This is a genomic window from Blastococcus sp. SYSU DS0617 (genome assembly GCF_054051075.1).
Genome location: NZ_JBJHAO010000001.1, coordinates 375,465 through 400,458, shown reverse-complemented (window position 1 = coordinate 400,458; position 24,994 = coordinate 375,465). Strand labels below are relative to the sequence as shown.

General features: G+C 74.1%; 25 protein-coding genes. 8 read left to right on the top strand and 17 right to left on the bottom strand.

Annotated elements, in window-relative coordinates:
* The first annotated feature begins 35 nt into the window (after nt 1-35).
* Both ACI793_RS01935 and ACI793_RS01930 read left to right on the top strand, forming a co-directional pair.
* The gene (locus ACI793_RS01935) at nt 36-1,484 is read left to right on the top strand and encodes a S1C family serine protease (protein WP_456604671.1); all 1,449 of its coding nucleotides are present in this window, start codon (nt 36-38) and stop codon (nt 1,482-1,484) included.
* Nucleotides 1,485-1,525: 41 nt separating this feature from the next.
* Entirely contained in the window at nt 1,526-2,806 is a 1,281-nt protein-coding gene (locus tag ACI793_RS01930) for a DUF445 domain-containing protein (RefSeq protein WP_456604670.1), read from the top strand.
* Between the two features lie 10 nt (nt 2,807-2,816).
* Here the strand turns inward: ACI793_RS01930 and ACI793_RS01925 are convergent, their stop codons facing one another.
* The 6 genes from ACI793_RS01925 to ACI793_RS01900 all read right to left on the bottom strand — a co-directional run bounded on the left by ACI793_RS01925 (nt 2,817) and on the right by ACI793_RS01900 (nt 7,425).
* A complete protein-coding gene (locus ACI793_RS01925; RefSeq protein ID WP_456604669.1) occupies nt 2,817-3,248 on the bottom strand; it encodes a CBS domain-containing protein in 432 nt (143 codons plus the stop codon).
* Nucleotides 3,249-3,332: 84 nt separating this feature from the next.
* Nucleotides 3,333-4,310: a 23S rRNA (guanosine(2251)-2'-O)-methyltransferase RlmB gene (gene rlmB, locus ACI793_RS01920; RefSeq protein WP_456604668.1), complete on the bottom strand. Its 978-nt coding sequence runs from the start codon at nt 4,308-4,310 to the stop codon at nt 3,333-3,335.
* Entirely contained in the window at nt 4,292-5,692 is a 1,401-nt protein-coding gene (gene cysS / locus ACI793_RS01915; RefSeq protein WP_456604667.1) for a cysteine--tRNA ligase, read from the bottom strand. Before cysS ends, rlmB begins: the two co-directional genes overlap by 19 nt.
* A gap of 10 nt (nt 5,693-5,702) precedes the next feature.
* Nucleotides 5,703-6,224, bottom strand: coding sequence for a 2-C-methyl-D-erythritol 2,4-cyclodiphosphate synthase (ispF, locus tag ACI793_RS01910; RefSeq protein ID WP_456604666.1), 522 nt, complete (start codon nt 6,222-6,224; stop codon nt 5,703-5,705).
* Nucleotides 6,221-6,898 carry a 2-C-methyl-D-erythritol 4-phosphate cytidylyltransferase gene (gene ispD / locus ACI793_RS01905; protein ID WP_456604665.1) on the bottom strand — a complete coding sequence of 226 codons (678 nt, stop codon included), beginning with the start codon at nt 6,896-6,898 and terminating at the stop codon, nt 6,221-6,223. The genes ispF and ispD overlap by 4 nt, the downstream gene beginning before the upstream one ends.
* 44 nt (nt 6,899-6,942) lie before the next feature.
* Nucleotides 6,943-7,425, bottom strand: coding sequence for a CarD family transcriptional regulator (locus ACI793_RS01900; RefSeq protein WP_040337433.1), 483 nt, complete (start codon nt 7,423-7,425; stop codon nt 6,943-6,945).
* Between the two features lie 207 nt (nt 7,426-7,632).
* Here ACI793_RS01900 and ACI793_RS01895 point away from each other — a divergent pair, with 207 nt between their 5' ends.
* A complete protein-coding gene (locus tag ACI793_RS01895) occupies nt 7,633-8,403 on the top strand; it encodes a UbiA family prenyltransferase (RefSeq protein WP_456604664.1) in 771 nt (256 codons plus the stop codon).
* Here ACI793_RS01895 and ACI793_RS01890 read toward each other — a convergent pair whose 3' ends face one another.
* Nucleotides 8,404-8,586 carry a hypothetical protein gene (locus ACI793_RS01890; protein ID WP_456604663.1) on the bottom strand — a complete coding sequence of 61 codons (183 nt, stop codon included), beginning with the start codon at nt 8,584-8,586 and terminating at the stop codon, nt 8,404-8,406.
* A gap of 192 nt (nt 8,587-8,778) precedes the next feature.
* Between ACI793_RS01890 and ACI793_RS01885 the strand changes: the two genes are divergently transcribed.
* The 3 genes from ACI793_RS01885 to disA all read left to right on the top strand — a co-directional run bounded on the left by ACI793_RS01885 (nt 8,779) and on the right by disA (nt 12,018).
* On the top strand, nt 8,779-9,402 hold the full coding sequence (locus ACI793_RS01885) for a copper chaperone PCu(A)C (protein ID WP_456604662.1): 624 nt from the start codon (nt 8,779-8,781) through the stop codon (nt 9,400-9,402).
* Nucleotides 9,403-9,460: 58 nt separating this feature from the next.
* The gene (radA, locus tag ACI793_RS01880; protein WP_456604661.1) at nt 9,461-10,825 is read left to right on the top strand and encodes a DNA repair protein RadA; all 1,365 of its coding nucleotides are present in this window, start codon (nt 9,461-9,463) and stop codon (nt 10,823-10,825) included.
* A 107-nt stretch (nt 10,826-10,932) separates the two neighbouring features.
* Nucleotides 10,933-12,018 (top strand): DNA integrity scanning diadenylate cyclase DisA, encoded by a 1,086-nt coding sequence (gene disA / locus ACI793_RS01875; RefSeq protein WP_311344667.1) that lies wholly within the window; start codon nt 10,933-10,935, stop codon nt 12,016-12,018.
* Here the strand turns inward: disA and ACI793_RS01870 are convergent.
* Both ACI793_RS01870 and ACI793_RS01865 read right to left on the bottom strand, forming a co-directional pair.
* A complete protein-coding gene (locus ACI793_RS01870; protein ID WP_456604660.1) occupies nt 12,009-12,299 on the bottom strand; it encodes a hypothetical protein in 291 nt (96 codons plus the stop codon). The two genes, disA and ACI793_RS01870, sit on opposite strands and share 10 nt — an antisense overlap.
* A 249-nt stretch (nt 12,300-12,548) precedes the next feature.
* Entirely contained in the window at nt 12,549-13,253 is a 705-nt protein-coding gene (locus ACI793_RS01865) for a MucR family transcriptional regulator (protein WP_456604659.1), read from the bottom strand.
* 76 nt (nt 13,254-13,329) lie between these two features.
* Here ACI793_RS01865 and ACI793_RS01860 point away from each other — a divergent pair, with 76 nt between their 5' ends.
* Entirely contained in the window at nt 13,330-14,232 is a 903-nt protein-coding gene (locus tag ACI793_RS01860; protein WP_456604658.1) for an A/G-specific adenine glycosylase, read from the top strand.
* Between the two features lie 180 nt (nt 14,233-14,412).
* Here the strand turns inward: ACI793_RS01860 and ACI793_RS01855 are convergent, their stop codons facing one another.
* From ACI793_RS01855 to ACI793_RS01825, 7 genes are all read right to left on the bottom strand, one after another.
* A complete protein-coding gene (locus tag ACI793_RS01855; RefSeq protein WP_456604657.1) occupies nt 14,413-16,950 on the bottom strand; it encodes an ATP-dependent Clp protease ATP-binding subunit in 2,538 nt (845 codons plus the stop codon).
* 293 nt (nt 16,951-17,243) lie between these two features.
* Nucleotides 17,244-17,591 carry a histone-like nucleoid-structuring protein Lsr2 gene (locus ACI793_RS01850; RefSeq protein ID WP_456604656.1) on the bottom strand — a complete coding sequence of 116 codons (348 nt, stop codon included), beginning with the start codon at nt 17,589-17,591 and terminating at the stop codon, nt 17,244-17,246.
* Nucleotides 17,592-17,747: 156 nt separating this feature from the next.
* Complete coding sequence (lysS, locus tag ACI793_RS01845; RefSeq protein WP_456604655.1) at nt 17,748-19,271, bottom strand: lysine--tRNA ligase; 1,524 nt, start codon at nt 19,269-19,271, stop codon at nt 17,748-17,750.
* Between the two features lie 25 nt (nt 19,272-19,296).
* Complete coding sequence (locus tag ACI793_RS01840) at nt 19,297-20,082, bottom strand: type III pantothenate kinase (protein WP_456604654.1); 786 nt, start codon at nt 20,080-20,082, stop codon at nt 19,297-19,299.
* Nucleotides 20,083-20,107: 25 nt separating this feature from the next.
* On the bottom strand, nt 20,108-20,521 hold the full coding sequence (gene panD, locus ACI793_RS01835; protein WP_311344675.1) for an aspartate 1-decarboxylase: 414 nt from the start codon (nt 20,519-20,521) through the stop codon (nt 20,108-20,110).
* 8 nt (nt 20,522-20,529) lie between these two features.
* Entirely contained in the window at nt 20,530-21,378 is an 849-nt protein-coding gene (gene panC, locus ACI793_RS01830; protein ID WP_456604653.1) for a pantoate--beta-alanine ligase, read from the bottom strand.
* Nucleotides 21,375-22,346, bottom strand: a complete 972-nt coding sequence (locus tag ACI793_RS01825; RefSeq protein WP_456604652.1) for a Rossmann-like and DUF2520 domain-containing protein — start codon at nt 22,344-22,346, stop codon at nt 21,375-21,377. Before ACI793_RS01825 ends, panC begins: the two co-directional genes overlap by 4 nt.
* A gap of 291 nt (nt 22,347-22,637) precedes the next feature.
* Between ACI793_RS01825 and ACI793_RS01820 the strand changes: the two genes are divergently transcribed.
* Entirely contained in the window at nt 22,638-23,387 is a 750-nt protein-coding gene (locus tag ACI793_RS01820) for an SDR family oxidoreductase (RefSeq protein ID WP_456604651.1), read from the top strand.
* 99 nt (nt 23,388-23,486) lie between these two features.
* On the opposite strand, the gene ACI793_RS01815 is transcribed toward ACI793_RS01820, so the two are convergent.
* Complete coding sequence (locus ACI793_RS01815) at nt 23,487-24,992, bottom strand: DUF6779 domain-containing protein (protein ID WP_456604650.1); 1,506 nt, start codon at nt 24,990-24,992, stop codon at nt 23,487-23,489.
* Nucleotides 24,993-24,994: the final 2 nt, after the last annotated feature.

The following is a 24,994-nucleotide window of genomic DNA, read 5'->3' as shown; positions in this document are numbered from 1 at the left end:
CGGCCGGATGGCCGCGCGAAGGGAGGAGACGACCAGTGAGCGAACACGGATCGTCGGGTCACACCGGCCCGGCCGACCCCGCGCAGGAGTCCGGCGTGCAGCCGGGGGGGCCGGACCGCGCGCCGACCGCTCCCCAGCCGTCCTACGGGCAGGCCGGCTCGAACCAGCAGCCCTACGGGACGCAGTCCCCGTTCGGTCGCCCGTACGGGCAGCCCTACGGGCAGCCGGCCTACGCGCCGCCGCCCCCTCCCGGGCAGCCCGCAGCGGGGCAGCCGTACTGGGGACCACCGCGCATGCCGACCACCCCGTCGCCTGCCGCCGGCTACGGCGGCCTGCCGCCGATCTCCGGACCGGCCGAGCACGGCACGCCCGCCGGGCAGGTTCCTCCCGCCCGCCGGAGCGGCCGGATGAGGATGGGCCTGGCCGGGCTGGTCGCGGGGGCGCTCATCGGTGGCGCCGCCGGCGCCGGGGTCGCCACGCTCGACGACGACGGCAGCCGGTCGGCCGCCTCCCCCGTCGCAGCGCAGAACGTCGTCATCGAGAACCCCGAGTCCGCCACGACCGCCACCGCGGCCGCCGCCAAGGCCGCACCCAGCGTGGTCACCGTGTACGTGACCGGCCGGCAGGGTGGCGGCAGCGGGTCGGGCGTGATCCTGACCGAGGACGGCTTCGTCCTCACGAACAACCACGTCGTCGCGGGCGAGGGGAACGCCGTGCAGGTACGCACCGCCGACGGCACCCTCTACGACGCCGAGGTGGTGGGCACCGACCCGTCCGCCGACCTCGCCGTGGTCCGGCTCGCGGATGCCGCCGACCTGACCCCGGCCACCTTCGCCGACTCCGACGACGTCCAGGTGGGCGACGTCGCGGTCGCCATCGGTGCCCCGCTGGGCCTGTCCAACACCGTCACCGACGGCATCATCAGCGCCACCGGGCGCGCGGTGCAGACCGGCTCCTCGCAGGACGAGGCGACCGTCATCGACGCCATCCAGACCGACGCGGCCATCAACCCGGGCAACTCCGGCGGCGCGCTGGTCAACGGCGCCGGCGAGGTCATCGGCATCAACACCGCGATCGCGACGGTCGCCTCCAGCGGCTTCGGCGGCGAGGCGCAGAGCGGCAACATCGGCGTCGGCTTCGCCATCCCGAGCAACACGGCCAAGCGGATCGGCGACGAGATCCGCGAGACCGGCAAGGCGACCCGGGCGTTCCTCGGCGTCAGCACCCGGACCGCGGCCGCGGGCCCGAACGCCGAGATCGGCACGGGCGCAGAGGTCGTCTCCGTCGAGCCGGACAGCGCCGCCTCGGACGCCGGCATCGCCGTGGGCGACGTCGTCACCGCGGTGGGCGACCGCCCGATCACGTCCTCCACGGAGCTGACGGCCGCGGTGCGCAGCGAGGCCCCGGGCGCGACGGTGGAGCTCACCGTCCGCCGCGGGAGCGGCCAGCGGACGATCGAGGTCACCCTGGGTTCGACCGGCTGAGCCCCGAGCGGCGAGGCGGTCGGGGTCCCTAGGCTCGGCACGTGCCGGAATCCCGACCGCCCCTCCCGCTCACCGGCTCCCTCGACGACCCCGAGCGGGCCCGCGACCTGGCCCGGATGAAGCGGTTCGCTACCGGCCTGTTCCTGCTCGCCGCCGCCGTCTTCCTCGTCTGCGTGCTCCTCGGGGAGGAGCAGGGCGCCTGGGTGGGGTACGTCCGCGCCACAGCGGAGGCCTCCATGGTGGGCGCCCTGGCCGACTGGTTCGCCGTCACCGCGCTGTTCCGGCACCCCCTGCGGCTGCCGATCCCGCACACCGCGATCATCCCCCGCAAGAAGGACCAGATCGGCGAGAGCCTGGGCACCTTCGTCCAGGAGAACTTCCTGACCCGCCCGATCATCGAGGAGAAGCTCGGCACCATCGACGTGCCCGGCCGGCTCGGCGCCTTCCTGGCCTCCCCCGGCCGCGCCGAGCGCCTCTCCGGGGACGCGGCCGCAGCGCTCAGCGCGCTGACCGAACTACTCCGCGACGAGGACCTCGAGCCCGCCGTCGCCGCGCTGGTGCAGCGCAAGCTGCACGAGACGCCCGCCGCTCCGGCGCTGGCCCGGGTGCTGGAGCTGGTCGTCGACGGCGACCGGCACCAGGAGGTGCTCTCGGCGGCCATGCGGCTGCTCTCCCGCTTCCTCGAGGAGAACCGGCTGGTCTTCCGCGCCCAGCTCGGCGACGCCTCCCCCGCCTGGGTCCCCGACTGGGTGGACGACCGGGTGTTCGACCGCGCCTTCGCCGGCATCCAGCGCTTCTTCGACGAGGTGGGCTCCGATCCCCGCCACGAGCTGCGCAGGTCCTACGACGCCCGGCTGCGGGTCTACGTGGAGTCGCTGCGCACCGACCCGGACGCGGCGGCGCGCATCGAGGCGCTGAAGAAGGAAGTGCTCGAGCACCCGGCCGTGCGCACCTGGTCCGGGTCGCTGTGGTCGAACGCCAAGACCGCCGTCCTCGCCGCGGCCGCCGACCCCGACTCCGAGCTGCGCGCCCGCATGACCGCCCTGATCCTCCAGGGTGCGCGCCTGCTCGAGTCCGACCCCACCGTGCGCGAGCTGGTGCAACGTCACTCGGGCACCGTCGCCGGGTACCTGGCCGAGCGGTTCTCCGGGGACGTCGCCGACCTGGTGAGCAGCACCGTCGCGCGGTGGGACACCGACGAGACCAGCCGGCGGATCGAGCTGCAGGTGGGCCGCGACCTGCAGTGGATCCGGGTCAACGGCACCGTCGTCGGCGGCCTGGCCGGGCTGGTCATCTACACCGTGGCCCAACTGATCGGCTGAGCCGCGCCCCTCAGGGCGTCTGGATGTAGTCGACGAGCTGCCGGCGCTCCTCCTCCAGCTCGTCCAGCCGCGCCTTGACGACGTCGCCGATGGACACGATGCCGACCAGCGCGCCGTCCACGACGACGGGGACGTGCCGCACCCGGAGGTCGGTCATCGTCCGCGCGAGGCCCTCCACGCTGGCGTCGGGCGGGCACACGTGCACCTGGGCCGTCATCAGGCTCGACACCGGGTCGGCGAGGAGCTCGGCGCCGCGTTCGTGCAGCCCGCGCGCCACGTCCCGCTCGGAGACGATGCCCTCGACGCGGCTGCCGTCGGAGGACACCACCAGCGCGCCGATGCCCTTCTCCGCCAGCAGCGCAAGCGCGGACCGCACGCTCACGGCCCCGTCGACGGTGGCGACCTCACGACCCTTGTGGCGGAGCAGTTGGCTGATCTGCACGGGTGCCTCCTCGGAGCGGTGCCGGGAGTGTGCAGCTCCTCCGGCCCCGCGGGCAACGGTGGCGTCCGCACCGCCGCGCACCGATCAGCGGCGGGCCATCCCGGCGGCGTACAAGGCGATGCCGGCGGCGACGCTGACGTTGAGGGACTCGGTGTCGCGGTCGATCGGGATGCGCACGACGACGTCGCACTTCTCCCGGACCAGCCGGGACAGACCCGTGCCCTCGGCGCCGACGACCAGCGCCACCGGGTCGGCGAAGCCGTCGTACTCGTGCAGGTCCACGTCGCCGTCACCGGCCAGGCCCACGGTCTGCAGCCCGGCGTCCTGGTACGAGGCGAGCGTGCGGGCCAGGTTGACCGCCCGGGCCACCGGGATCCGTGCGGCCGCACCGGCGCTGGTGCGCCAGGCCGACGCCGTCATGCCCACGGCCCGACGCTGCGGGACGACGACGCCGTGGGCGTCGAAGGCGGCCGCCGAGCGGACGACGGCGCCGAGGTTGCGCGGGTCGGTCACGCCGTCGAGCGCGACGAGCAGCGGCGGACGCCCGGAGTTCCGGGCCACGTCGATCAGGTCGTCCGGGTGCGCGTAGTCGTAGGGCGGCACCTGCAGGCCGATCCCCTGGTGCAGGGCGCCCTGGGACATCCGGTCGAACTCGGCCTTGCCCACCTCGAGCAGCGGCAGGCCGCGGTCGGCGGCCAGCCCCAGCGCCTCGGTGATCCGCTCGTCGGTGGCGCGGGCGCTGTCGCCGGTGACCACGTACAGCGCGGTCGCCGGGATGCGGGCGCGCAACGCCTCCACGACCGGGTTGCGGCCGAGCAGGAGTTCCGGGGCCTCCTCGGCGCGCTGGCGGGCGCGGGTGCGGTCGGCGCGCTGCCGCTCCGCGGCCTGCGCCTTGCGCTGCGCGGGGTGGCCGTAGCGCTCGGCGGCCGGCGGGGTCGCCCCGCGGCCGGCCAGCGACCGGCGGTTCTTGCCGCCGGTGCCCGCCGTGGCGGTCTTCTTGCCTGCGCCGGTCGTGCGGCCGCGGCGCTGGCTGTTGCCGGCCATCAGCGGGTCAGCTCCCATCGGGGTCCGTGCGGGGTGTCCTCGACGGAGACGCCGAGGGTGGTGAGCTGGTCGCGGATCGCGTCGGCGGCGGCGAAGTCCTTGCGGGCACGGGCGGCCTGGCGCTGCTCGAGCGCGAGCGCCACCAGCCCGTCGGTCGCCTGTGCGAGGCGGTCGTCCGAGCCGGTGGCCCACTGCGGGTCCAGCGGGTCCAGGCCGAGGACGCGCAGCATCGCGCGCACCGCGCCCAGCGCGGCGGCGGTGGCTGCGTCGTCGCCGTCGGCCAGTGCGGTGTTGCCCTCCCGGACCGCCTCGTGGACGGCGGCGATCGCGGCCGGCGTACCGAGGTCGTCGTCCATCGCGGCGCGGAACGCCCCCGGCAGGGTGGACTCACCGGAGTCGGCCCCCACCGTCTCCGCGGCCCGCTTCACGAAGGACTCGATCCGCCGGTAGCCGGCCGCCGCCTCGTCCAGCGCGGTGTCGGTGAACTCGATCATCGAGCGGTAGTGCGGCGCGACCAGGTAGTAGCGCAGCTCCACCGGGCGCACCCGCGTGACGACCTCGTCGACCTGCGCGGTGTTGCCCAGCGACTTGCTCATCTTCTCGCCGCCGAGCGTGACCCAGCCGTTGTGCATCCAGTACTGCGCGAACCGGTCACCGGCCGCGCAGGACTGTGCCTGCTCGTTCTCGTGGTGCGGGAAGCGCAGGTCCAGGCCGCCGCCGTGGATGTCGAACGCCTCGCCCAGGTACTTGCCGGCCATCGCCGAGCACTCCAGGTGCCAGCCGGGGCGGCCCCGCCCCCACGGCGTCGCCCAGGAGGCGGTCTCCGGCTCGCCGGGCTTGGCCGCCTTCCAGAGCGCGAAGTCGCGAGGGTCGCGCTTGCGCTCGTCGGTGTCGGTGTCGGCCGCGGGCTCGAGGTTCTCCAGCCGCTGGCCGGTGAGCGCGCCGTACGCGGGGAACGACCGCACGTCGAAGTACACGTCGCCGTCGACGGCGTAGGCGTGCCCGCGGTCGATCAGCCGCTGCATCAGCTCGACCATCTCGGGGATGTGGCCGGTGGCCCGCGGCTCGTAGGTGGGCGGCAGCACGCCGAGGACGTCGTAGGCCCGGGTGCAGGCGCGCTCGTTGAGGTACGCCCAGGCCCACCACGGGACGTCGCGCTCGGCGGACTTCGCCAGGATCTTGTCGTCGATGTCGGTGACGTTGCGGACGTAGGTGACCTCGAGGCCGCCGGCCTCCAGCCAGCGGCGCAGCACGTCGAACGACACGGCGGCCCGGATGTGCCCGACGTGCGGCGGGCCCTGCACGGTCAGACCGCAGACGTAGAGCGACGCCCGACCGGCACGCAGGGGCGTGAAGTCGCGGACCGCACGGGCGGCCGTGTCGTACAGGCGGAGGCTCACCGGTGGGAGTCTACGGAGTCCCGGGAGCCCCTTCCGCCTGCGTTGAGCCCGCCTCCTCCGTCCGGACCACCAGGGCGGTGGCCACCGCGGCCCGGCCCTCGCCCCGCCCGGTCAGGCCCAGGCCGTCGGTCGTGGTCGCGGTCACGCTGACCGGGGCGCCCAGCGCGATCGAGAGCACCGCCTCGGCCTCGGCCCGGCGAGGTCCGACCTTGGGGCTGTTCCCGATCAGCTGCACCGAGGCGTTGCCCACCTGCCAGCCCGCGGCGGTGAGCACCTCGCGCACGTGCGCGAGGACGTCGGCCCCTCGGGCTCCGGCCCACCGCGGCTCGTCGGTGCCCAGCAGCCCGCCGATGTCGCCCAGGCCGGCGGCGGACAGGACGGCGTCGGTCAGCGCGTGGGCGACGACGTCGCCGTCGGAGTGCCCGGCGCAGCCGTCGACGCCGGGCCACTCCAGACCGGCGACCCAGCAGGTGCGGCCGGCCTCGATCGGGTGCACGTCGGTGCCGACGCCGATCCGGGGCAGCGGGTTCACGGGGTGGCCTCTCCGGCGGTCAGTGCGAGTGCGGCCAGGCTGAGGTCGTGGGCGACGGTGACCTTCGCGCACCGCTCGTCGCCCTCCACGGTGGTCACCGTCACGCCCGCGCGCCGGACGACGGCGGCGTCGTCGGTGAGGTCGGCGTCGGCGTCGAGCGCTGCGTAGGCGGCCTCGAGCGACGCGCGGTCGAAGCCCTGCGGTGTCTGCACGCGGCGCAGCGGCGCCCGCGGCACGGCGTCGGTGACCAGGCCGTCGTCGTCCACCAGCACCGTGGTGTCGACGACGGGGAGCACCGGGATCACCGCGGGGGTGCCGGAGTCGAGCGCGGCGAGCACCCGGGCGATGACCGCGGCCGGCGTGAGCGGGCGGGCCGCGTCGTGCACCAGGACGGCGGTCGCCGCCGGACCGATCGCGACCAGGCCGGCGCGGACCGAGGCCGTCCGGGTAGCCCCTCCGTCGACGACGGCGACGCCGCGGGGCAGCACGGCCTCGAACTCGGCGCGCTGCGCGGCGGGCACGACGACCACCACCTCGGCCACCCCGCCCTCGAGCAGGGCGTCGACCGCCCAGCAGACGAGCGGGCGGCCGCCGAGCGGGACCAGTGCCTTCGGCAGTTCGGCCCCCAGACGCGAACCACTCCCGGCCGCTGCGACGATCGCTGCAGCGTGCACGGGAGTGGTCCGGATGTCTTTCTGGGTGCTCGGGGAACGCGAGCTCAGCTGGCGAGAACCTCGTCGAGCAGGATCTCGGCCTTGTCCTCGTTCGTGCCCTCGGCGAGCGCGAGCTCGCTGACCAGGATCTGACGGGCCTTGGAGAGCATGCGCTTCTCCCCCGCCGACAGACCACGGTCCTTGTCGCGGCGCCAGAGGTCGCGGACGACCTCGGCCACCTTGTTCACGTCACCCGAGGCCAGCTTCTCGAGGTTGGCCTTGTAGCGGCGCGACCAGTTGGTCGGCTCCTCGGTGTGCGGTGCACGCAGCACCTCGAAGACCTTGTCCAGGCCTTCCTGACCGACGACGTCGCGCACGCCGACGATCTCTGCGTTGTCAGCCGGGACGCGCACGGTGAGGTCGCCCTGGGCGACCTTCAGCACGAGGTACGCCCTCTCGACTCCCTTGATGGTCCGCTGCTCGATCGCCTCGATCAGCGCGGCACCATGATGCGGATAGACGACGGTCTCGCCGACAGTGAAGCCCATGTGAATGTGACCCCTTTCGCTGTCCCCAGGCTACCACGGCAGACTGACCCGACGGACCCGAGCCGTGCCGCAAAGGTGCAGGTCAGAAGGCAGGTCCGCCTCCAGCGAGGGGTTGACAGAGGCATGTCCGATGTGCGTGCACCCGGGGGGCGCAGGGGTCTCGGGGCGGCCCTGACGCGCGCGACGCACCCCGGCCCGACGGTCGCGGTGACGCTCGTCGGCACGCTGCTGGCGGTCGCGGCGGGCGCGGGCCCGGGACGGACGGCGCTGGTCTGCGCCGCCGTATTCGCAGGTCAGCTGTCCATCGGGTGGAGCAACGACTGGCTGGACGCCGACCGCGACCGCGCCGTCGCGCGCTCCGACAAGCCGGTCGTGCGGGGCGCGGTCGACCCGGTGCTGCTGCGGACCGCCGCCCTCTCGGCACTCCTCGCCGCCGTCGTCCTGTCGCTGCTGCTCGGGGTCGTGCCCGGGCTGCTCCTGCTGGTCCTGGTGGCCAGCGGCTGGGCCTACAACGCCGGCCTGAAGCGCACCGCCGCGTCCGTACTCCCCTACGTCACCGGGTTCGGTGCACTGCCGGCCGGCGTGGTCGCCGCGGCCCCGGGCACGCCCGCGGCGCCGTGGTGGCTCGTCGCCGCGGGCGGGGCCCTCGGCGCCGCCGCCCACCTGGCCAACGTCGCCCCCGACATCGAGGAGGACCTCGCCACCGGCGTGCGGGGGCTCCCGCACCGCCTGGGGGCCACCGCCTCGGCGGTCACCTGCGCCGTGCTGCTGCTGTCGGCCTCGGTGGTCCTCGTCCTCGGTCCGGACGGGTCGCCGACCCTCGCCGGGTGGGCCGGACTGGTCGTCGCGGTGCCGGTGGCCGTCGTCGCCGCCCTGGCGGGCACCGCGCGCTACCGGCGGCTCGCCTTCCCGGCCGTCATGCTGCTCACCGTGCTGGACGTGGTCCTGCTCCTGACCGGCGGCGCGTCGCTCGGCTGACTACGGCGGCTCGGTGCCGCGCAGCCGTTCCTGCTCCACCACCCCGGGCAGGTCCGCGAGCCGGTCGAGGCCCTGCAGCGGCCGGCGCATCCGGTGGTTGCCGGCCAGCCGGTCGCGGGTGCGGTCGAGGAAGGCCCAGTACCCCGCGATGAAGGGGTAGGGAGCTGCCCGGCGAAGCACCACCTCCGGGCAGCCGGCCCCCGGAGGCGGTGAAGTCAGCGAGAGCGGGGTCGCGGCGATCGCCGTCCCCGGCTGCGCTGGACGCCAACGACCTCACCTCCCGGCGATCATCGTGGGGTGACCGATACGCTGGGCGCGACTCGGTCCCGATCCCCCGGGAACCGCTACCCCGAACCCGTGTGGAGGTCGACGGCCGTGACCCGCGCTCTGCGCGCCGCCATCGTGGGCGTTGCTCTGTTCTCCCCCATCGCCCTCTCCGCGTGCAGCGCGGGTCAGGTGACGCAGACGGCCACCCAGGAGCGCGACAAGGTCGGCGCGATGGCGCAGACCGGCGACATCACGCTGCGCGCGGTGCAGCTGGCCTACCCGCGCAGCGAGAGCTACGACGCCGGTGACGACGCAGAGCTCACCATGGCCGTCGTCAACACCGGCGACGAGACCGACCGGCTCGTCTCGGTCGAGGGCGAGGGCTTCGGCTCCGCCGAGATCTCCGGTTCCTCGACGACGGGCGCGGGCTCCTCCGACGAGCTCGAGCTGCCTCCGGACGTCACCGTCTTCGTCGGGCCCGACGAGGACGCCACGGTCACGCTGACCGACCTGTCCGAGTCGCTCACGGTCGGCCAGCAGGTCCCCCTCGTGCTGACCTTCGAGAACGCCGGCGAGATCTCCCTGCAGGCCACGGTCGCCACCCCGGACTCCGAGCTCGAGCGCGGGGAGGCCTTCGACTTCCACCACTCGGAGGAAGAGGGCGGCGAGGGTGCCGAGGGCGCCGAGGACATCGCCCGCGAGCGCGAGTCCGACATCGGCGACGAGGACTGACCCTCCCGGTCCGCTGCGGCTGCCCGGACTTGTCGGTGGCCGGGGTTAGCGTCGCCGCGTGCCGCCTGCTGGAGTGAAGACCGCCCGCCCCGCCCACCGCTGCACCGAGTGCGGCTACGCCTCGGCCAAGTGGGTCGGCCGATGCCCCGAGTGCCAGGCGTGGGGGACGATCGCCGAGATCGGCACGACCGGCCCCGGCCTGCGTGCGGTGTCCGCCGGACCTGTCACCGCTCCGGCCCGCCCGATCGCAGAGGTGGAGCTGGCCGGCGCCCGGGCGGTGCCCACGGGCATCGGCGAGTTCGACCGGGTCCTCGGGGGCGGGCTGGTGCCCGGCGCGGTGCTGCTGGTCGCGGGTGAGCCCGGGGTCGGCAAGTCCACGCTCCTGCTCGAGGTCGCCCACCGCGTCGCGGCGAGCAACGGCCCGGCGCTGGTCGTCTCGGGCGAGGAGTCGGCCGGTCAGGTCCGGCTGCGCGCCGAGCGCATCGGTGCGCTGCACGAGCGGCTCTTCCTCGCCGCCGAGACGGAGCTGTCGGCCGTCCTGTCCCACGTCGAGCAGGTGAACCCGACGCTGCTCGTCCTCGACAGCGTCCAGACCGTCCGCTCCCCCGGTGACGGCACCGACGGGGGTGCCACACAGGTCCGGGCGGTGGCCAGCGCGCTGACCGCCGTCGCCAAGAGCCGCGGCATGACCACGATCCTGGTCGGCCACGTGACCAAGGACGGCGCCATCGCCGGTCCGCGCACCCTCGAGCACCTGGTCGACGTGGTGATCTCGTTCGACGGCGAGCGGCACTCGACGCTCCGCCTGGTCCGCGCCACGAAGAACCGCTTCGGACCGGCCGACGAGATCGGCTGCTTCGAGATCGGGGACTCCGGTGTCGTCGGCGTCCCCGATCCCTCGGCGCTGTTCGTCTCCCGCCGCGCGGCTCCGGTGCCCGGCAGCTGCGTCACGGTCACGATGGAGGGCAGCCGGCCGCTGCTGGCCGAGGTGCAGGCGCTGGTCGCGAGTTCGTCCGGCGGGGGCTCACCGCGCCGGGCGGTGAGCGGTCTGGACGCTCAGCGCGTCGCGATGGTGAACGCCGTCGTCGAGCGCCGCGGCGGGGTCAAGCTGGCCGACGCCGACGTCTTCGCAGCCTCCGTCGGCGGCGTGCGCATCGCCGAACCGGCGGCCGACCTCGCGCTGGCCCTCGCCATCGCCTCTGCCGCGCACGACCGCGCGCTCCCGGCCGGGATGATCGCCCTGGGCGAGGTCGGGCTGTCCGGCGAGATCCGCCGGGTGGGGGGCACCGGGCGTCGGCTGGCCGAGGCAGCCCGGCAGGGCTACAAGGTGGCGCTCGTGCCGGAGGACGCCGGCCCGCCCCCTCCGGGGATCCGCCTGGTCGAGGTGCCCGACCTCGGGTCCGCCTTCCAGCGGCTTTTCTGACCCGGACCGGTCTCGCATCTGGGATGCTGACCGGCAGCCGAGCCCGGTGACCGTCCGAACGGGCACGTAGACTCGGCATCCGTACCACTCGACCGTCAGGAGCGCTCGTGCCCGCCGTTGAGGACCCCGAGGTCGCACTGCGCGAACTCCTCGGCCGGATCGCTCCCGGTACCGCGCTGCGGGACGGGCTGGAGCGGATCCTTGCCGGGCGCACGGGGGCACTGATCGTCCTCGGGTACGACCGCGTGGTCGAGGGGCTGTGCACCGGCGGGTTCGCCCTGGACGTCCAGCTCTCCGCCACCCGCCTCCGCGAGCTGGCCAAGATGGACGGCGCGGTGATCGTCTCCTACGACGGCACCCGGATCGTCCGCGCCGGCGTGCATCTCATGCCCGATCCGACCGTCCCCACCGAGGAGTCGGGCACCCGGCACCGCACCGCCGAGCGGGTCGCGATCCAGACGGGCTTCCCGGTGATCTCGGTCAGCCAGTCGATGCACATCATCAGCGTCTACGTGGCCGGGCGCCGCTACACCCTCGAGCACCCCACCACGATCCTGGCCCGCGCCAACCAGGCCCTCGCGGCCCTGGAGCGGTACAAGCTGCGGCTCGACGAGGTGGCCAGCACCCTCTCCGCACTGGAGATCGAGGACCTGGTCACGGTGCGCGACGCGATGAGCGTCAGCCAGCGGCTGGAGATGGTCCGCCGGATCGCCGACGAGATCGAGGGCTTCGTCGTCGAGCTGGGCACCGACGGCCGCCTGCTGGCCCTCCAGCTGGACGAGATGCTGGCCGGCGTCGAGGAGGACCGCGGCCTGCTCGTGCGCGACTACCTCCCCGACGGTGGCCGGCGGGTGCGCACCATCGACCAGGTGCTCACCGACCTGCGGGCGCTGTCGGCCACCGAGCTGCTCGACCTGTCGGCGGTGGCCCGCTGCTACGGGCTGCCGACGTCGCCCGATGCGCTCGACTCGCCGGTCAGCCCGCGGGGATACCGGCTGCTCAACCGGGTCCCCCGGCTGCCCTCCGGGATCATCGACCGGCTCGTCGACCACTTCGGCGGGCTGCAGAAGCTCCTGGCCGCCACCATCGAGGACCTGCTGGCCGTCGAGGGCGTGGGCGAGGCCCGGGCCCGGGGCATCCGCGAGGGGCTCTCCCGCCTCGCCGAGACCTCGATCCTCGACCGCTACAGCTGACGCCCCGGCGGAGGGCGCCACCGCGTCGCCAGGACCAGCATCCCGACGTACGCCACGACGGCCACCGTCCCGAGCACGCCGCGCGCCACGTGCAGCCACGTCCCGCCGACGTCGAGCAGGCCGTCGAAGACGAATCGGGAGATCACCGCTGCACCCCAGGCGGCGATGGCCGCGTCCGACCAGGCGCGCGCCCGGACGACGGCCGGGTCGTCTGCGACCGGGAGGACGGACCAGGCCCGGCGCAGGAACACCGGAGCGAGCAGGGCGCTGATTGCGGCCACGACGAGGAGGATGCCCACCGCCGGCCGCAGCTCCTCCCGGTCGGCGAGCCAGGTCAGCAGCGCCGCGACGCCGCAGGCGACCGCCAGCTAGCCCAGCACCAGACCGGTGCGCCGCCACCCGGGAACGCTCCGCACGTCGGCCGCGGAACGGGCCTCATTCGCCGCGTCGGGTACGGGCTCGCTGCTCATGTCGGCAGACCGTAACGGTTCCGGGCATCCCGTTCCGGGCGCACGTGCCACCTCCGCCGATCAGGTGAGGGTGAGCGGGGCGTCCGGCGAGACCGTGGTGTCCAGCCGACCGCGCACCGAGTAGTCGCCCGGCGGTGGCGGGTTCCGCTCGGCGGCGCAGTCCGGGTCGCTGGTGAGCCCGCCCCACACCACCGGGAAGACGACGTCCTCGCCGGGGGCCAGCGTCCGCACGTCGGGGCCGGACTCCGGGAAGCAGTCGTTGCTGCCCCACACCCGGGCGCCGTCGCCGTCGAGCAGGATCAGCTCCTGCAGCCCCTTGTCCAGGTCCCGCACGCAGGGCACCTCCGACGCGTTGGTCACCACCAGCTCGAAGACGGGCTTGGTGCCCGTCGCCACCGATCCCGGCGTGCGCACCTCGATGGCCAGCATCTCGTCCGTGCAGGGTCCCCCGGCCACAGGTCCGGGCGACGCAGCGGCGCTGGGCGGGGGCGGCAGGGCCTCGGCCGCGTCGTCGGCCACCGGTTCGGGTGCCACCGGGGTGCGCACGGCGGTCAGCGGTGGGACCACGTCGGCGAGCGCCGGCGTGGGGACAGCGGAGCCGGCGGCCGCGGGCACCGTCCGCTCGTCCGCCGCACCGGCACCACCGGACAGCAGCACCACGCCGCCCCAGGCGCCGGCGCCCAGGAACGCCAGCAACACGGTCAGCACGACCGCCCGGCGGCGCCAGTAGACGCGCGCCGGCAGGGGTCCGACCGGGTGCAGCACGGGGAGGACGCTAGCCCGGGGTCGCCCGGCGCCCGACCCGGCACGCCGCTCCCCCGGGACGGCACACTGGACCCCCGTGACCAGTTCTCCGACCCGTCCCGCGCCGGAACCCGGCCCGGAGGCCGGCGAGGTGATCGTCGACTGGTTCGCCACGGCCGCCCGTGACCTGCCGTGGCGCCGTCCAGGCGTGGACGGATGGGCGGTGCTGGTCAGCGAGGTGATGCTGCAGCAGACCCCCGTGGCCCGGGTGGAGCCGGTCTGGCGCGACTGGCTGGCGCGCTGGCCCACGCCGTCCGCCCTGGCCGCGGCAAGCCCGGCAGAGGTCATCCGCGCCTGGGGGAAGCTCGGCTACCCCCGGCGGGCCCTGCGGCTGCGGGAGGCCGCGGCGGCGATCGCCGAGCGGCACGGCGACGTCGTCCCCTCGTCGGTGCCCGACCTCGAGGCGCTGCCGGGCATCGGCACCTACACCGCGCGGGCCGTGGCCTGCTTCGGCTACGGCCAGCGGCAGCCGGTCGTCGACACCAACGTCCGGCGCGTGGTGGCCCGGCTGGTCCACGGCCGGGCCGAGGCCGCGAACGCCCGGGCCGCCGATCTGGCCGACATCGCAGCACTGGCACCGGAGGACGACGGGCGCGCGGTCCGGTTCTCGATCGCGATCATGGAGCTGGGTGCGCTGGTGTGCGTGGCCGGCACGCCCCGGTGCGGCGCCTGCCCGGTGCGCGACCGCTGCGTGTGGCGACTGGCGGGGTCCCCCGCCCACGAAGGGCCCGCCCGGCGGGTGCAGAAGTTCGCCGGCACCGACCGGCAGGTGCGCGGACGGCTGCTCGACGTCCTGCGGGCGGCATCGGAGCCGGTGGACGCCCCCGCGCTGGAGCCGGCGTGGGACGACCCTGCCCAGCGCGCGCGCTGCTTGGACTCGCTGCTCACCGACGGCCTGGTCGAGCAGACCGAGGACGGCCTCTTCCGCCTCCCCGCCTGAGGCAACCCCGCGCCCGGAAACGTCCTCCCTCACCGGAGAGCGTCCTCCCCCGCGGTGCACTGTGAGGGAGGACGCGCCACGATCAGGTCACCTGATCCCAGCAGTGCCCAGCCCGGACAGCGACGAGGGCCGCCCCCACCTCGCGGTGGGAACGGCCCTCGTCGTCGTGCGGGTCGGTCGTTACTCGGCGGCTGCCGCCGGCCCGTCCTCGTCACCGTCGGCGCCCGAGAGGGCCACCGGCGGGGTGTCGGGGAGGTCGACCGGCTTCGCCTCGCCGCGGAAGGTGAACTTCTGCGCCGGGCCCTCCGCGTCGTCGACGTCCACCACGATGATCTGACCCGCGGTCAGCTCGCCGTAGAGGATCTTCTCGCTCAGCGCGTCCTCGATCTCGCGCTGGATGGTCCGGCGCAGCGGCCGGGCACCCAGGACGGGGTCGAAGCCACGGGCGGCCAGCAGCTGCTTGGCCGCGGGCGTGATCTCCAGCGCCATGTCCTTGTTCGCCAGCTGGGTCTCGAGCCGGGCGACCATCAGATCGACGATCTGGATGATCTCGTTCTCGGTCAGCTGGTGGAACACGACGATGTCGTCGATGCGGTTGAGGAACTCCGGCCGGAAGTGCTGCTTGAGCTCTTCGTTGACCTTGAGCTTCATCCGGTCGTAGTTGCTCGACGAGTCGTTGCCGGCCTGGAATCCGAGACCGACGGCCTTCGAGATGTCCCGCGTACCGAGGTTGGTCGTGAGGATCAGGATCGTGTTCTTGAAGTCCACGATCCGGCCCTGACCATCGGTGAGGCGACCGTCCTCGAGAACCTGCAGCAGCGTGTTGAACACATCTGCGTGCGCCTTCTCGATCTCGTCGAAGAGGACCACCGAGAACGGCTTGCGCCGCACCTTCTCGGTCAGCTGTCCACCCTCGTCGTAACCGACGTAACCGGGAGGTGCACCGACCAGTCGCGACACGGTGAACTTGTCGTGGAACTCACCCATGTCGATCTGGATCAGGGCGTCGTCCTCACCGAAGAGGAACTGCGCGAGCGCCTTGGCGAGCTCGGTCTTACCGACACCCGAGGGGCCGGCGAAGATGAACGAACCACCGGGACGGCGCGGGTCCTTGAGACCCGCCCGCGTGCGCCGGATCGCCTGGCTGACGCTCTTGATGGCCTCTTCCTGGCCGATGATCCGCTTGTGGAGCTCGTCCTCCATGCGGAGCAGCCGCGAGGTCTCCTCCTCGGTCAGCTTGAACACCGGGATACCGGTCCAGTTGGCCAGGACCTCGGCGATCTGCTCGTCGTCGACCTCGGCGACGACGTCCATGTCGCCGGCCTTCCACTGCTTCTCGCGCTCGGCCTTCTCGCCCAGGAGGGTCTTCTCGGTGTCGCGCAGCGATGCGGCCTTCTCGAAGTCCTGCGCGTCGATCGCCGACTCCTTCTCGCGGCGCACGGCCGCGATCTTGTCGTCGAACTCGCGCAGGTCCGGCGGCGCGGTCATCCGCTTGATCCGCATCCGGGCACCGGCCTCGTCGATCAGGTCGATCGCCTTGTCCGGCAGGAAGCGGTCGGAGATGTACCGGTCGGCCAGCGTCGCGGCGGCCACGAGGGCGCTGTCGGTGATGCTGATCCGGTGGTGCGCCTCGTAGCGGTCGCGCAGGCCCTTCAGGATCTCCACCGTGTGGGCGAGGGTCGGCTCGCTGACCTGGATGGGCTGGAAGCGGCGCTCGAGAGCGGCGTCCTTCTCCAGGTGCTTGCGGTACTCGTCCAGCGTGGTGGCGCCGATGGTCTGCAGCTCACCGCGAGCCAGCATCGGCTTGAGGATGCTGGCGGCGTCGATCGCGCCCTCCGCGGCACCGGCCCCGACGAGGGTGTGGATCTCGTCGATGAACAGGATGATGTCGCCGCGGGTGCGGATCTCCTTGAGGACCTTCTTCAGCCGCTCCTCGAAGTCACCGCGGTAGCGGGAACCGGCGACGAGCGCGCCGAGGTCCAGGGTGTAGAGCTGCTTGTCCTTCAGCGTCTCGGGCACCTCGCCCTTGACGATGGCCTGCGCCAGGCCCTCGACGGCGGCGGTCTTGCCGACGCCGGGCTCCCCGATGAGCACCGGGTTGTTCTTGGTGCGTCGGGACAGCACCTGCATGACCCGCTCGATCTCCTTGGCCCGCCCGATGACCGGGTCGAGCTTCTGGTCGCGCGCGGCCTGGGTCAGGTTGCGCCCGAACTGGTCGAGGACCAGCGAGGTCGACGGGGTGCCCTCGGCGGGGCCGCCGGCCGCGGCCGGCTCCTTGCCCTGGTAGCCCGAGAGCAGCTGGATGACCTGCTGGCGGACGCGGTTGAGGTCGGCGCCGAGCTTCACGAGCACCTGGGCGGCGACGCCCTCGCCCTCGCGGATCAGGCCGAGCAGGATGTGCTCGGTGCCGATGTAGTTGTGGCCGAGCTGCAGGGCCTCGCGCAGCGAGAGCTCGAGGACCTTCTTCGCCCGCGGGGTGAAGGGGATGTGACCGGACGGCGCCTGCTGGCCCTGCCCGATGATCTCCTCGACCTGCTGGCGGACGCCCTCGAGCGAGATGCCGAGGGACTCGAGCGCCTTGGCGGCGACGCCTTCACCCTCGTGGATCAGGCCCAGGAGGATGTGCTCGGTGCCGATGTAGTTGTGGTTGAGCATCCGGGCCTCTTCTTGGGCCAGGACGACGACACGGCGGGCTCGGTCGGTGAACCGTTCGAACATCTGCTGTTTCTCCTTCGACCGGCTGGTCCGGCACTGTCCCTCCCTGGTCTGGGGAAGGAGCACCCGACATCCGTCGGCGCTGGGGGCACCGGTCATTCCACTGTAGTCGCGAACCAGGCCGTCCCGTCGCTGTCGACGGGCGCGGTGGATGGCTGCTGGGTAGAACCGTCGCCCACCCGGGCCTGTTCCGGGGTGGTTACGCCGTCAGCGGACGCGACCGGGCCGCTCCCGGGACGACGAAGGCCCGGCTCCCCCGAGGGGGAGCCGGGCCTGTCGGCGTGCTGGAGCAGCGCTCAGTGAGCGGCTTCGTACGCCTCGACGACGCCGGCCGGGATGCGGCCGCGGTCGCTGACCTGGTGGCCGTTCTTGCGGGCCCAGTCCCGGATGGCACCGGCCTGCTCGCGATCCATGCGGCCGCCGGTCGCGCGGGAGCGGCCACCACCGGAGGCGCCGCGGCTGCCGCGACCCACCTTGCGCGCGGCCGACACGTAGCGCGCGAAGACGTCGCGCAGTTCCTTGGCGTTCTTCTCCGCGAGGTCGATCTCGTACGACGTGCCGTCGAGCGAGAAGCTCACGGTCTCGTCGGCGGGGAGGTTCTCGTCGAGGTCGTCACTCAGGATGACCTGTACCTTGCGCGCCATTTGTTGTTCCTCACTTCTGTTTCCCCAGCCCCGTGTTCGGATGGGTGCGTCACCGTCGGCGACAGAACCATTACAGCACACCGCCGGACCCATTCGCTGCGACAAATGCGCAGGGGACCCGAATAGGGCAGGCAACAGAAACGTGCGTTCTCGGAATTACGACGATGCGATCGGGCGGACGAGCGGGAACAGGATGGTCTCGCGAATACCGAGACCGGTGAGCGTCATCATGAGTCGGTCCATCCCCATGCCCATCCCGCCGGTGGGCGGCATTCCGTACTCGAGCGCCTCGAGGAAGTCCTCGTCCAGCGCCATCGCCTCGGGATCGCCGGTCGCGGCCAGGACGGCCTGGGCGGTGAAGCGCTCGCGCTGCACGACCGGGTCGACCAGCTCGGAGTAGGCGGTGGCCCGCTCGGTCCCCCCGATGTAGAGGTCCCACTTCTCGGCGAGCCCCGGCGTCGACCGGTGGGCGCGGGTCAGCGGCGAGGTGTCCACCGGGTAGTCGACGACGAAGGTCGGCGCCTGCAGCGTGTGCTGCACGAGCGCCTCGAAGATCTCCTCGACGACCTTGCCGGGCAGCCAGGTGGGGTCGACGCCGACGTCGTGCCGCTCGGCGACCGCCCGCAACGCCTCGACCGGCGTCTCGGGGGTGATCTCCTCGCCGACGGCGTCGGACACCGCCGTGTAGAGCGGGATCTGCGGCCACTCCCCCGACAGGTCCACCTCGGTGCCGTCGTGGTGCCGGGCGGTGTGGTCACCGAACAGGGCGAGCGAGGCGTCCTGGATGAGCTCACGGGTCACCGTGGCCATCTCCTGGTAGTCCGCGTACGCCTGGTACGCCTCGAGCATCGCGAACTCCGGCGAATGGGTGCTGTCGGCGCCCTCGTTGCGGAAGTTCCGGTTGATCTCGAAGACCCGGTCCAGCCCGCCGACGATGCAGCGCTTGAGGAACAGCTCCGGCGCGATGCGGAGGTACAGGTCGAGGTCGAAGGCGTTCATGTGCGTGCGGAAGGGACGGGCCGCCGCACCACCGTGCACGGTCTGGAGCATCGGCGTCTCGACCTCGAGGTAGCCGCGCGCGGTGAGCCCGGCCCGTACCGAGGACATCACGGTCGCGCGCTGGCGCACCGTGCGGCGGGCCTCGTCGCGCACGATCAGGTCGACGTAGCGCCGGCGGACCCGCAGCTCCTCGCTCATCGGCTTGTGGGCGACCGGCAGCGGCCGCAGCGCCTTGGCGGTCAGCTGCCAGGAGTCGGCGAAGACGGACAGCTCGCCGCGGCGCGACGTCCCCACCTCGCCGGTGACCAGGACGTGGTCACCGAGGTCGACGTCGGCCTTCCACGCCGCCAGCGACTCCTCGCCGACGCGGTCGCGGGACAGCATCACCTGCAGCTCGGCGTCGCCCTCGCGCAGCGTGGCGAAGCAGAGCTTGCCGGTGTTGCGGAAGAAGATGACCCGCCCGGTGACGCCGACCTGCTCGCCGGTCATGGTGTCGGGTTCGAGGTCCGGGTGCGCGCCCCGCACCGCGGCGAGCGTCGTCGTCCGCGCGACGGTCACCGGGTAGGGGTCGACGTCGGACTCACGGAGCCGGTCGAGCTTGGCGCGGCGCACCCGCATCTGCTCGGGCAGCTCGTCGGTGCCGCCGTCGTCCTCGCCTGGGGCGTTGGGTCCGTCGTTCACGGGGTCCGAGCCTACGGGCAGGGGCCTACCGGGCCTGCTGGCGCTCGAACGCCAGCCGGAGGCCGTGCACGGTCAGGTCGGGTTCCCGCTCGGAGATCGTCCGGCAGTTGTCGGCCATCAGCGGTGCCAGTCCCCCGGTGGCGACGACGACGGGAGCGGCGCCGAACTGGGCCACCAGCTCCGCCGCGATCCGGCCGACCAGCCCGTCGACGAGCCCGGCGAACCCGAGCACCAGCCCCGACTGCAGCGCGGCCACGGTGTTCTTCCCGATCGCCTGGCCGGGCACCGTGAGCTCCACCGAGCGCAGCTGCGCGGCCCGGGAGGCCAGCGCGTCGTGGCTGACCTCGACGCCCGGGGCCAGCGCACCGCCGAGGAACTGCCCGCCGGGCCCCACGGCGTCGACGTTGGTGGACGTGCCGAAGTCGACGACGACCACGGGCCGGCCGGCGCCGTCGGGCCGCCGGCCGAACATCTCGTGCGCGGCCAGCGCGGTGACGACGCGGTCGGCACCGACCTCGCGGGGGTTGTCGACGTGCAGCGGCACGCCGGTGCGGACGCCCGGGCCGATGAGGACCACGGGTACCTCGAGGGAGTCGAGGAGCTGGCGCAGCGCGGGCAGGAGCGCGGGCACCGCCGAGCAGACGGCCACGCCGGTGACCGTGGTGTCTCGCAGCAGACCGCGCCAGAGCATGCGCAGCTCGTCGGCGGTCGCCTTCGGCGCGGTCGTCACCCGCCAGCAGTCCACCCGCCGCGGGCCGTCGAAGGTGGCGAGGACGGTCTGGCTGTTGCCGACGTCGACGGTCAGCAGCACGGCCGCACCCCGCCCTGCCCCGGGGTCACCGGACCGGGACGCCGAGGTCGCTGCGCCGCTGGTCGGGAGCGCCGGGGACGGGGGCCGAGGGGTCGGCGCCGAGCTCCACGATCCGGTTGTCGCCGTCGACGTGCACGACCGTCGGGAGGTAGCTCTTGGCCTCGGTCTCGTCCATCAGGCCGTAGCTGATCAGGATCACCATGTCGCCGGGGTGCACCAGGTGCGCGGCCGCGCCGTTGATGCCGATGACGCCGGTGCCGCGCTCGCCGGGGATGACGTAGGTCTCCAGCCGGGCGCCGTTGGTGATGTCGACGATCGCGACCTGCTCGCCGGGCAGCAGGTCGGCGGCGTCGAGGAGGTCCTCGTCGACGGTCACCGAGCCGACGTAGTGCAGGTCGGCCTGGGTGACCGTCGCGCGGTGGATCTTGGACTTGAGCATCGTGCGCATCATCGGGTCGCTCCCAGGGTGATCGGTGCGTTGTCGAGGAGTCGGGTGCTGCCGGCGCGGACCGCGACCAGCAGGCGGGCGGGACCGGCGGCGGGCGCCGGCCCCAGATCGGTATCGGTGAGTTCCAGGTAGTCCTGGAGCAGGTCGGGGCGCTCCGCGAGCACGGCCCGGGCGGCGGCGAGCACGGCATCGGCGCCCTGCGGCCCGGCCGCGGCACCTGCCCGCAGCGCGGCCGAGATCGTCGCGGCGGCGGACCGCTGGGCGGGGTCCAGGTAGCGGTTGCGGCTGGACAGGGCCAGCCCGTCGTCCTCGCGGACGGTCGGGACACCGACGACCTCGACGCCGAGTGCCAGCTCCCGGGCCAGAGCGCGGACGAGCGTGAGCTGCTGGTAGTCCTTCTCGCCGAAGAAGGCGAGGTCGGGGCGCACGAGGCCGAACAGCTTGGCGACGACGGTGAGCACGCCGGCGAAGTGGCCGGGGCGGACCGCCCCTTCCAGCACCGAGCCCAGCGGCCCCGGGTCGACGGTCACGTCCACCGCGCCGGGCGGGTAGACCTCCTCGACCGGCGGGTGGAGGACGACGTCGGCGCCCTCGTCGGCGACCGCGGCGAGGTCGGCGTCCCAGGTGCGGGGGTAGCGCTCGAAGTCCTCTCCGGGACCGAACTGGGTGGGGTTGACGAAGACGGAGACGACGACGGTGGCCGCGCGCTCGCGGGCGGCGCGGACCAGCGTCCGGTGCCCCTCGTGCAGCGCGCCCATCGTCGGCACCAGCGCGACCGGCCCGGGCAGGTCGGCGAGGAGCTTCCGGAGGTCGGCGGCGGTCTCGACGACCACCGGCCCGCCGGTCACCGGGAGCCCGCCTCGTCGTGGGTGTCCGCCGGGGTCGTGGGGTGGGTGGACGAGCGCAGCAGGTCGAGCAGCGGCGCGCCCTCGTGCCGCTTCAGCCGGCCGGCGGCCAGCGCGCGCTCGGTGGTCCGGCGGGCCATCGCGACGTAGCCGGCGACGGACTCCGGGGCCCGCTCCGCGAGCGTCTCCAGGTGACCGCCGACCGTGCCGACGTCGCCCCGGCTGACCGGGCCGGTGAGCCCGCGGTCGCCCCGGCGCAGGCCGTTGTCCAGCGCCGCGGTCAGCAGCGGCGCCAGGACGCGGGCCGGCTCGGCCACCCCGGCGGTGCGCAGCAGGTCCGCGGCCTCGGCGACGAGGGTGACCAGGTGGTTGGCGCCGGTGACCAGCGCCGCGTGGTAGAGCCCGCGGTCGGACTCGGCGACGAAGAACGGCTCCCCGCCCATCTCCAGGACCAGGGTCTCGGCGACCGGCCGGTAGGCCGGGTGGCTGGTCACCCCGAAGGGGGACCCCTGGAGCCGGTCGGCGTCCTCGGGAGCGCCGGTGAAGGTCATCGCCGGGTGCAGCGCCAGCGGCAGCACACCGGCCCGCTCGGCCGGGGCCAGCACGGCCAGGCCGTGGGCACCCGAGGTGTGGAAGGCGAGCTGGCCGGCCCGCCAGGCGCCGGTCTCGGCCAGTCCCGCGACGAGGCCCGGGAGGGTGTCGTCGGGGACGGCCAGGACGACCAGGTCGGCGGCGGCGACCACCTGGTCGGCGGGCAGCAGCGGGACGCCGGGCAGCAGCCGGGCGGCGCGTTCGGCGGAGGCGGCGGACAGCCCCGAGGCGGCCACGACGTCGTGACCTGCGGCGGAGAGCGCGGCACCGACGACGGCGCCGACGCGGCCGGCGCCGATGATCCCCACGCGCAGTCGCGCGGGCGCTTCGCTCGCTGCGGGGAGGCCGGCAGCGCGGACGTTCCTGCGGGCAGCAGGCATCGGTGCACCTCTCGTTCCAGTCCCGAACGGGTACCGGACGTCGGTTCCCGGCCCCCTGTCAGGAGCCGGTTCGTGCTGGTCTCGCTGGCCGTGCACGGCGGGTCCTGCTGCAACCGTCTGTGTCGCGCAGGTGCCGCACTCGTGCAACGCCGGGAGAGAGTCTGGAACTCCCTCGTCCGCCGTGCAACGCGCGGGAGGTGTGGCATGGCTCACCCGAGGTGGCTGCGTGCCTGTGCAGCGGCGCCCCTAACGTGACCGGGAACACCCCACCAGCGACGAACGGGAGACGGCGTGAGCAGCTTCGAGGGAAAGACCGCCCTGGTCACCGGCGGCAGCCGCGGGATCGGCCTGGGCATCGCCCAGAGCCTGGTGAACCGCGGGGCCAAGGTGGTCCTCACCGCCCGCAAGCCCGAGGCGCTCGCCGAGGCGGTGGAGTCGCTCGGCGGCTCCGACGTCGCCGTGGCGGTCGCGGGTAACGCCGGCGACGCCGAGCACCGCGCCACCGCCGTCCGCACCGCCGTGGACACCTTCGGCAGCCTGGACGTGCTGGTCGGCAACGTCGGGATCAACCCGGTCTACGGGCCGATGATGGACCTCGACCTCGGCGCCTTCCGCAAGATCCTGGACACCAACGTCGTCGCGTCGCTGGACCTGGTGCAGCAGGCGTGGCGGGCGTGGATGTCCGAGCACGGCGGCTCGGTGCTGTTCGTGGCCTCGGTGGCCGGGCTGCGCTCCTCGCAGAACATCGGCGGCTACGGCGTCAGCAAGGCCGCGGTCATCAACCTCACCACCCAGCTCGCGGTGGAGATGGGGCCGAAGGTCCGGGTCAACGCCGTGGCCCCGGCCGTCGTGAAGACCCGTTTCGCCGAGGCTCTCTTCGAGGGCCGGGAGGCCGAGGTCGCCTCCGGCTACCCGGCGGGCCGGCTCGGCGTTCCCGAGGACATCGGCGAGGCCGCGGCGTACCTGCTGGGCGACGGCGCCGGCTGGGTCACCGGCCAGACGCTGGTACTGGACGGCGGCTCGGGGTCGCGCGGCCGCTGATCGCCCGGACCGCCGCTCGCCCGTCCCACCGGCAGCCGCCGGCCCCCTCGCAGGGTCCACCCCGAGCCTGCGAGGGGTGGGGGGCGAGGGGGCCCTCGTTCAGTCCCGGCCGAGCACCCGGGAGAGCACGTCGTCGGACTCGTCGTCGTCCCGGTAGCGCCGGCGCCGGCGGCCACCGGTCACCGGGCTGACGCCGTTCTCCGCCAGGATCTCGGCCAGCCGGTTCCCGCTGCCCGGTGAGGTCGTGGGATCGGCTGCGGCGGGGTGCACGGGCGCGGGCGGCGGGGTCGGCGCCGGGTCCGGTACCGCGACGCGGTAGCCGCCCCGGTCCTCGATGCGCGTGCGGGGCGTCGGGCTCGGCCGCTCCGCCGTCCTGGCCTGCGCGTCCGGCAGCTCCGGCCGGTCACCGCGCCGGCGACGCGGCGCGGGCGGTGGCGGCGGCTGCCAGGCCTGTGGCGCGTCCGGGATGTCCAGGTCCTGCGGGGCGGCCGGGGTGTCGAGCAGCTCGCGGGCCACCAGCCAGTCCAGCGGCGAGGGCGGCGGCTCGACGGGGGGCGGCGGCGGGAGCTCCTCCGGGGCGGCCGGGGGCAACAGCGGGAACGACGCCGTCGACGGCGCGGCGGGGGCGGGGTCCGGCAGCGCGGGCGTCGCGGTCGGCGCCGCTCCGGCCGGCGACGGCGGCGGCCCCAGCCGGGAGGGCTGCGGCCCGGCGAACATCGCCGTCGGGGGTGACGGCGTCCAGGATCCGGTCGTGTGGGTCTCGCGTGCGCGGGGCTCGGCAGCCGGCGCCGACCGGGCGTCGGTCCGCTCGACCCGGATCTGCTCGAACTGGCGGGTCTCCCGCGGCTCGTCGAGGTGGACCGCCGGCCAGCCACCGGTCAGCTCCCGCGGCGGCTCCTGGCTCCACGGCTGCCCGTCCAGCGTCCGCGCGGGGCCGTCCAGGCGGCCCGGCTCGCCCGGGAACCGGCTGGCCTGGGTGCGCATGACGATCCGCTCGACCAGCATCTCCGAGGACAGCTGCTCGGTCAGCTCCACGCGCAGCCGGCCCATGTCGTCGCGGAGCTCGTGCAGCTGGCCCAGCTCCTGCCGCAGCGAACCCAGCGCGACGATGTCCTCGCGCAGCGCGGCCACGCGCGCGACCTCGTCCCGCAGCGCGGAGAGCCCGGCGATGTCCGAGCGGAGCGCCGCGACGCCCGCGACCTGGTCCCGCAGGTCGGCCAGCGCCGCCAGTTCGCCGCGGAGGGCGTCGACCTCCTCGCGCATCGACTGCTCGGTCTCGCGGCGCAGCTCGTTCTCCAGCTCCAGCTCGTACTCGCGCCGGGCGGCGACCTCGCGGTCGAGCTCGTGCTCGTAGGCCCGGCGGAGCTCCGCCTCGCGGGCCGCGGCGACCTCCCGGTCCCCGCCGCGGCGACCGGCGGCGAACGTCGCCAGCACGAAGGCCCAGGCCACGGCGACGACGGCGATCCGCAGGTACTGCGGGTTGTCGGTGAGGAAGACGGCCAGGGTGGCGCCGACCGCGAGCAGGAACCCCCCGGCGACGACCAGGGCGCGTCGGCCAACGAGGGCTGACCCCCCTGCGGCGTCGTCGTCCGGGCGGCGGGGCATGC

Coding starts and splice junctions, on each gene's coding strand:
- ACI793_RS01850 (WP_456604656.1), bottom strand. CDS start 17,591: ATGGCGCGCAAGGTACAGGTCATCCTGAGTGACGACCTCGACGAGAAC.
- panD (WP_311344675.1), bottom strand. CDS start 20,521: ATGCTCAAGTCCAAGATCCACCGCGCGACGGTCACCCAGGCCGACCTG.
- ACI793_RS01825 (WP_456604652.1), bottom strand. CDS start 22,346: ATGCCTGCTGCCCGCAGGAACGTCCGCGCTGCCGGCCTCCCCGCAGCG.
- ACI793_RS01815 (WP_456604650.1), bottom strand. CDS start 24,992: ATGCCCCGCCGCCCGGACGACGACGCCGCAGGGGGGTCAGCCCTCGTT.
- ACI793_RS01855 (WP_456604657.1), bottom strand. CDS start 16,950: ATGTTCGAACGGTTCACCGACCGAGCCCGCCGTGTCGTCGTCCTGGCC.
- ACI793_RS01900 (WP_040337433.1), bottom strand. CDS start 7,425: ATGGGCTTCACTGTCGGCGAGACCGTCGTCTATCCGCATCATGGTGCC.
- rlmB (WP_456604668.1), bottom strand. CDS start 4,310: ATGGGAGCTGACCCGCTGATGGCCGGCAACAGCCAGCGCCGCGGCCGC.